This window comes from Marinomonas foliarum (assembly GCF_003337275.1).
GTDB lineage: Bacteria > Pseudomonadota > Gammaproteobacteria > Pseudomonadales > Marinomonadaceae > Marinomonas > Marinomonas foliarum.
This window is the reverse complement of sequence record NZ_QPJQ01000003.1, coordinates 183,013-189,478: the sequence shown is the minus strand read 5'-3', so window position 1 is coordinate 189,478 and position 6,466 is coordinate 183,013. Positions and strand designations below refer to the sequence as shown.

The 6,466-nt window shown below is 43.3% G+C and carries 4 protein-coding genes; all 4 read right to left on the bottom strand.

What is annotated here, in order from left to right; all coding sequences use genetic code 11:
- Positions 1–148 precede the first annotated feature (148 nt).
- The 4 genes from accA to lpxB all read right to left on the bottom strand — a co-directional run bounded on the left by accA (position 149) and on the right by lpxB (position 6,455).
- On the bottom strand, positions 149–1,096 hold the full coding sequence (gene accA / locus DFP77_RS02815; protein ID WP_114410780.1) for an acetyl-CoA carboxylase carboxyl transferase subunit alpha: 948 nt from the start codon (positions 1,094–1,096) through the stop codon (positions 149–151).
- Between the two features lie 121 nt (positions 1,097–1,217).
- Positions 1,218–4,694: a DNA polymerase III subunit alpha gene (dnaE, locus tag DFP77_RS02810; protein ID WP_114410779.1), complete on the bottom strand. Its 3,477-nt coding sequence runs from the start codon at positions 4,692–4,694 to the stop codon at positions 1,218–1,220.
- Positions 4,695–4,698: 4 nt separating this feature from the next.
- A complete protein-coding gene (gene rnhB / locus DFP77_RS02805; RefSeq protein WP_114410778.1) occupies positions 4,699–5,298 on the bottom strand; it encodes a ribonuclease HII in 600 nt (199 codons plus the stop codon).
- The gene (lpxB, locus tag DFP77_RS02800) at positions 5,298–6,455 is read right to left on the bottom strand and encodes a lipid-A-disaccharide synthase (protein ID WP_114410777.1); all 1,158 of its coding nucleotides are present in this window, start codon (positions 6,453–6,455) and stop codon (positions 5,298–5,300) included. Before lpxB ends, rnhB begins: the two co-directional genes overlap by 1 nt.
- Positions 6,456–6,466: the final 11 nt, after the last annotated feature.

Sequence of the window (6,466 nt, the reverse complement as noted above, 5' to 3'; positions counted from 1 at the left end):
CATTGAATAGTCACGCTGTGTGCGCTTAATACACTTGATACCTGATGTCGCCATAAAGAAGTCCTCTTTATGTCAACGTATTTTAGGATGGGACACAAGAAACAAAAAAGCCCCCTAAATATAGGAGGCTTTTTAAGAAAAGAAAAACTTATAGACCGTAAGACATCAAACGGCTGTAACGACGAGCCAATAGCTCATCTGTCGTCAATGCTTCCATACGATCCAATGCCGCAAGCACATTTTGCTTCAAACTTTGCGCAATTTGTTCATGAGAAATATGTGCGCCACCAAGAGGCTCTTGAATAATCGTATCCACAAAGCCAAGTTCTTGTAGGCGAGGAGCCGTAATGCCCATTGCCTTAGCAGCATCAGAAGCTCGATCAGCACTCTTCCACAAAATAGAAGCACAACCTTCCGGAGAGATAACTGAATAAGTTCCGTATTGCAGCATCATTAGCTCATCACATACGCCAATCGCCAATGCACCACCAGAACCACCTTCACCAATAACGGTAGAAATAATCGGTGTTTTCAAACGAGACATAACCGCCAAGTTAAACGCAATCGCTTCACTTTGACCACGCTCTTCAGCGCCGATACCAGGGTAAGCCCCAGGTGTGTCAATAAGAGTAATAATTGGCATATTAAAGCGCTCAGCCGTTTCCATAAGACGCAGTGCTTTACGGTAACCTTCTGGACGAGGCATACCAAAGTTACGTAATACTTTTTCTTTGACTTCACGGCCTTTCTGATGACCAATAACCATCACAGGACGGCCATCTAAACGAGCAATACCACCAACAATGGCACGGTCGTCAGCGTAATGACGGTCACCATGCATTTCTTCAAAGTCGGTAAAAGCGTGCTTAATATAATCAAGTGTATATGGGCGCTTTGGGTGACGCGCAAGCTGAGAAACTTCCCATGCCCCTAAATTACTAAACAGGCTTTTTGTAAGCGCTACTTTCTTATCTTCTAAACGACTAATTTCATCGCTTATATTGAGTTCATTGTCATTACCGACTAAACGTAACTCTTCGATTTTTTGTTCGAGCTCAGCAATCGGCTGCTCAAAAGGGAGATAATTTAAATTCATGTTTAATTACACTACTGTTTGGTTGCCATCAAATTCAAAGAAAAAAGATAAAAATCCTTTGTCCTATAGCTCTATTAGCGTGTCGCGACGCTACATTCCATTACAAAACTATTAAATGAGTCTAAGTATACACTAACTGAACATTTTGTTTACCGTATTGTTTCTGAAGTTGGTGAATTAATTCGTCATCTGGACGAACTTTCCAACCAGAGCCCAAGCGAATATCGCCACATGCTTGTGGCGTGTCGAACCCAATAACTACATCACAGCCATCGCCACGATAGGACTCCATATAATTCGCTAACGCTTGTATTTCTGTTGGTGTCACCGTCTCAGACGTCCAAGTAATACGCAATGCTTCAACATAACGAACCCGAGCCTGAGCAATATCGAGGATGTTACGCGCAATAACCTTTTGCCCTCCTCTGAACTCATCAACAGTAATTTCACCTTCAACCACGACAACTTCATCTTTTACAATGACATCTCTAAACGATTCGTAATTATCAGGAAAAACAGTCACTTCAATACGGGCAGAACGGTCATCTAACGTGACAAAGGCGATGTTACCACCTTTTTTACTCTTGGTAATCCGCAAGTCTACGATCAGACCCGCCATCACTTGAGTATCGCCACGCTTAGGTTGCAGGTCGACTATCTTAGAGCGAACAAAGCGACGTATCTCTTTTTCATACTCATCAATGGGGTGACCTGTAACATATAACCCTAACGTATCTTTCTCACCATCAAGTCGCTGACGCGGTGGCCATTCATGTTGAATACCTATTTCCTTATAAGCGTCCTCCGTATTTTCTTCTACCGCAATACCAAACAAATCCATCATGCCGGCGTCTTGGTTCTTAGCATCTTGTACCGCTCTCTTAAGCGCTTCATCAATACAGGCAAACAAGGTTGCACGATTCGGCCCGATAGTGTCAAACGCACCGGAACGCACCAAGGCTTCCATAACACGCTTATTCACTCTCTTCCCAACACGCTGGCAGAAATCAAAAATATGCTCAAACGGTCCTTCTTTGCGTGCTTCTACAATCGCCTCAATCGGACCTTCACCTACACCTTTAATGGCCCCAAGACCATATACAATGGCGCCTTTCGGATTAACGGTAAATTTATAAACCGACTCATTCACGTTCGGCAGCTCTAAAGCCAATGACATAGATCGGCATTCTTCGATGAAGATAACTATCTTGTCTGTGTTCTGCATATCTGCAGACAATACTGCCGCCATAAATGGGGCCGGATAATGATTCTTCAACCAAGCGGTTTGATACGAAACCAATGCATATGCCGCTGAGTGAGATTTGTTAAAACCATACCCTGCGAACTTTTCCATCAGGTCAAAGATGTTACCTGACAAGTCTTTATCAACGTTGTTTTTAAGAGCGCCTTCCATAAAGATCAAACGCTGCTCAGCCATAACTTCGGCTTTTTTCTTACCCATGGCACGACGTAACAAATCGGCACCACCAAGTGAGAATTTAGCCAACACCTGAGCAATCTGCATTACCTGCTCTTGATACAAGATAATGCCGTAGGTTGGCTCCAATACCGGAATCAAATCTTGATGCTGATAATCAGGGTGAGGGAAAGCCAATTCAGCACGACCATGCTTACGGTTGATAAAATCATCCACCATGCCAGACCCCAAAGGTCCCGGACGGTACAAGGCCACCAAGGCGATAATATCTTCAAAGCGCGATGGCAAAAGCTTTTTAATCAACTCTTTCATACCACGAGATTCCAGCTGAAATACCGCGGTGGTTTCAGCTCGTTTCAGTAAGTCATATGTTGATTTATCTTCTAGGTCGATTAAAGATATATCGAGCGGTGGCTTGCCCTCTAGCGCATTGATGGTATCAATGTTTTTAACAGCCCAATCGACAACGGTTAAGGTTTTAAGACCCAAGAAGTCGAATTTTACTAAGCCAGCTTCTTCAACGTCATTTTTATCGTACTGGGTAACCAGACCTGAGCCATCTTCTTCACAATAGAGCGGAGCAAAATCGATCAGTTTAGTTGGTGCGATTACCACGCCACCAGCGTGCTTACCAAAGTTACGCACCACACCTTCTAGAGAGATTGCCATTTCCATGACTTCAGCTGCGTCTTCATCACCCGAGATAAACTCAGGCAATGCAGGCTCTTCTTCCAAAGCCTTTTTAAGGGTCATGCCGATTTCAAAAGGAATCAGCTTAGATAATTTATCCCCCAAGCTATAAGGTTTGCCTTGCACCCTTGCGACATCTCGAACCACGGCTTTCGCTGCCATGGCACCAAAAGTAATGATTTGAGACACCGCATCACGCCCATAAGTACGTGATACGTAATCAATCACTCGGTCACGGTTATCCATGCAGAAGTCAATATCAAAGTCAGGCATGGATACCCGCTCTGGGTTCAGGAATCGTTCGAAAAGTAGATCGTATTCAAGTGGATCAAGGTCAGTAATCTTCAACGCATAAGCCACTAAAGAGCCCGCACCAGAACCTCGCCCAGGGCCAACTGGAATATCGTTATCTTTGGCCCACTGGATAAAGTCCATTACGATCAGGAAATACCCAGGAAAGCCCATTTGGTTGATAATAGTTAACTCGAAATCCAAACGATCCCAATATTCTTGGCGACGTTTTTCAATACGTTCACCGTATTTTTTAGTGAGGAAATTAAAACGCTCTATCAAACCATCATAAGAAAGCTTGCTAAAGAACGCCTCCATCGTCATGCCTTCAGGCACAGGATAATCCGGCAAAAAATACTCACCAAGTAATACATCTACGCTACAACGTTTTGCAATCTCGACGGTATTTTCCAATGCCTCTGGAATATCTTGAAACAACTCCGCCATTTCTTCAGGCGTTTTAAAATACTGCTCTTCAGAGTAACGACGCCTACGACGTGGGTCATCAATCGTAACGCCATCATGAATACAAACTCGAGCTTCATGAGCATCAAAGTTCTCTCGCTTTAAAAAGCGAACATCATTCGTCGCCACAACAGGGCAACCTAGCTCACTAGCAAGAGGAACGACGGTATGTATGTAGGTCTCTTCACCAGGACGACTAGTTCTCTGTAACTCAACATAAAAACGATCAGGAAATACTGACATCCAATGTGCTAGGCGTTTTTTGGCTTGTTCATTTCGCCCCTTTTGCAACAAGTAGCCGATATCGCCAAAACCTGCACCAGATAGAGCAATAACATCTTCGCTATGTTCTTCTATCCATTCTCGCTGAACAATAGGACGACCTTCTACTTGCCCTAATTGATAGCCTTTCGAAATAATGGCTATGATATTTTTGTAGCCTTTATTTGACGTGGCCAATAGGGTAAATCGATAGCGAGAATCTACATACTCATCTTCATCAACCACGACGTCGGCACCACAAATTGGTTTGATGCCTTTTTCCATTGCGCCTTTGTAGAAACGAACGAAGCCACACAGATTATTCTCATCCGTAATGGCGACAGCAGGCATGGACATGAATTCAGTTGTACCAAGCAGCCCTTTGATTTTCACCAGTCCATCGACTAATGAAAACTCTGTATGCACTCGAAGATGTATAAACGATGTGGACAAAATATTATCCTTCTAAAATCTTTTTAACTGGACCAAAGCTGCGTCTATGTATTGGCGTAATACCATACAAACGGATTGCTTCAAGGTGTTGAGCTGTTGGGTAACCTTTGTGCTTCTCAAAGCCATATGCAGGATATGTATCTGCAGCTTTTATAATATCTCGATCTCGGGTCACCTTCGCCAATATTGAGGCGGCTGAAATAGCCGCTTGACGAGCATCACCTTTAACAACGGCTTCAGCAGAGCACGGTAAATTAGGCGGAATACGATTACCATCTACTAATACATGCTCGGGCTTAACAGAAAGAAGCGACACCGCTCTAGACATTGCCAACATACTGGCATGTAAAATATTTATCTCATCTATTTCTTCTATTGATGCGCTGGCAATACCGTAAGCTAAAGCTTTGTCTATTATTTCGGCATACAGAGCTTCACGCTTTTTCTCTGTCAACTTTTTAGAGTCCGCAAGACCAAGGATAGGACAAGTAGGGTCTAGAATCACTGCTGCCGCAACAACCTCTCCAGCTAACGGACCTCGCCCAGCCTCATCAGTACCAGCTAACAAATCACCAAAATATACCTGACTAACAAAAGGTTCCATTACTTTCCTTTACTCTCAAGCATCGCAACAATAGCTTCTGCCGCTTTTTCACCTGCATTTTTACGCAACATTTTATGTAACTGAAGGTATTTATCTTGAATAGACTGATCCGTGATAAAAGACTTCCAAGTTTGCACCAAACGAACTGCCAAGTTATCTGGTGTTGCTTCGTCTTGTAACAATTCAGGCACTAAGGTTTCATTGGCCAATAAATTAGGCAAGGAAACATATGGCACCTTTATCATTCTAGACATAATAGCAAAGGTCAATTTATTCACTCGATATGAAACAACCATAGGGCGCTTGACTAACATAGCTTCCAGAGCCGCAGTACCAGATGCCAATAAAATAGCGTCTGACGCAGCCATCACGACACGAGATTTGCCATCAACAAGAATCGCCTCTGCGTTTGCCTCATGAAGAATTTTTTCAATTTGTAAGCGCCGCTCTTGGTTGGCGGCGGGTATTAAAAAAGTTGCTTCAGGCTGGTGCTGTTTAATTTGCTTCATTGTTTCTATAAAAAGCGGCGCTAATCTTGAAACCTCACCCTCTCGCGATCCTGGCAAAATGCCAAACACAGGGCCAGAAACTTCCGCTAAATTAAGCGTTCGCCTTGCATCTAAAGCATCACTTTCTAATGGAATATCATCGGCTAGTGTATGACCAACACAGACCACTGGAATATTGTGCTCATGATAAATTGGCAATTCGAACGGAAAAAGTGCCAACATAAGGTCGACAGATTTTTTGATATTAAAAATTCGTTTTTGACGCCACGCCCAGACTGATGGACTAACATAATGAACGGTTGAAATCCCCGCATGCTTAAGCTTTTTAGCCAACGGCATATTAAAATCAGGAGAGTCTATACCAATAAAGGCTGTTGGTGGATTCGCTAAGCAATCTTCATACAAACGCTTACGAATTCCTAACAGCTCTCTTAAGCGCCCTAATACCTCAACCAACCCCATTACGGATAATCGGTCCATAGGTACCATACTTTTAAAACCTTCCGCCTCCATTAAGGGGCCACCAATTCCCTCAAAAGTAGCGTTGGGCTGTAATAGTTTTAAATGAGCAATTAAATTTGCCCCTAAGATATCACCAGACGCTTCACCAGCGACCAACACATAACGCGTTGCAGACGTTACTTGCATTTTCACAACCT

Coding starts and splice junctions, on each gene's coding strand:
- accA (WP_114410780.1), bottom strand. CDS start 1,096: ATGAATTTAAATTATCTCCCTTTTGAGCAGCCGATTGCTGAGCTCGAA.
- rnhB (WP_114410778.1), bottom strand. CDS start 5,298: ATGGAACCTTTTGTTAGTCAGGTATATTTTGGTGATTTGTTAGCTGGT.
- lpxB (WP_114410777.1), bottom strand. CDS start 6,455: ATGCAAGTAACGTCTGCAACGCGTTATGTGTTGGTCGCTGGTGAAGCG.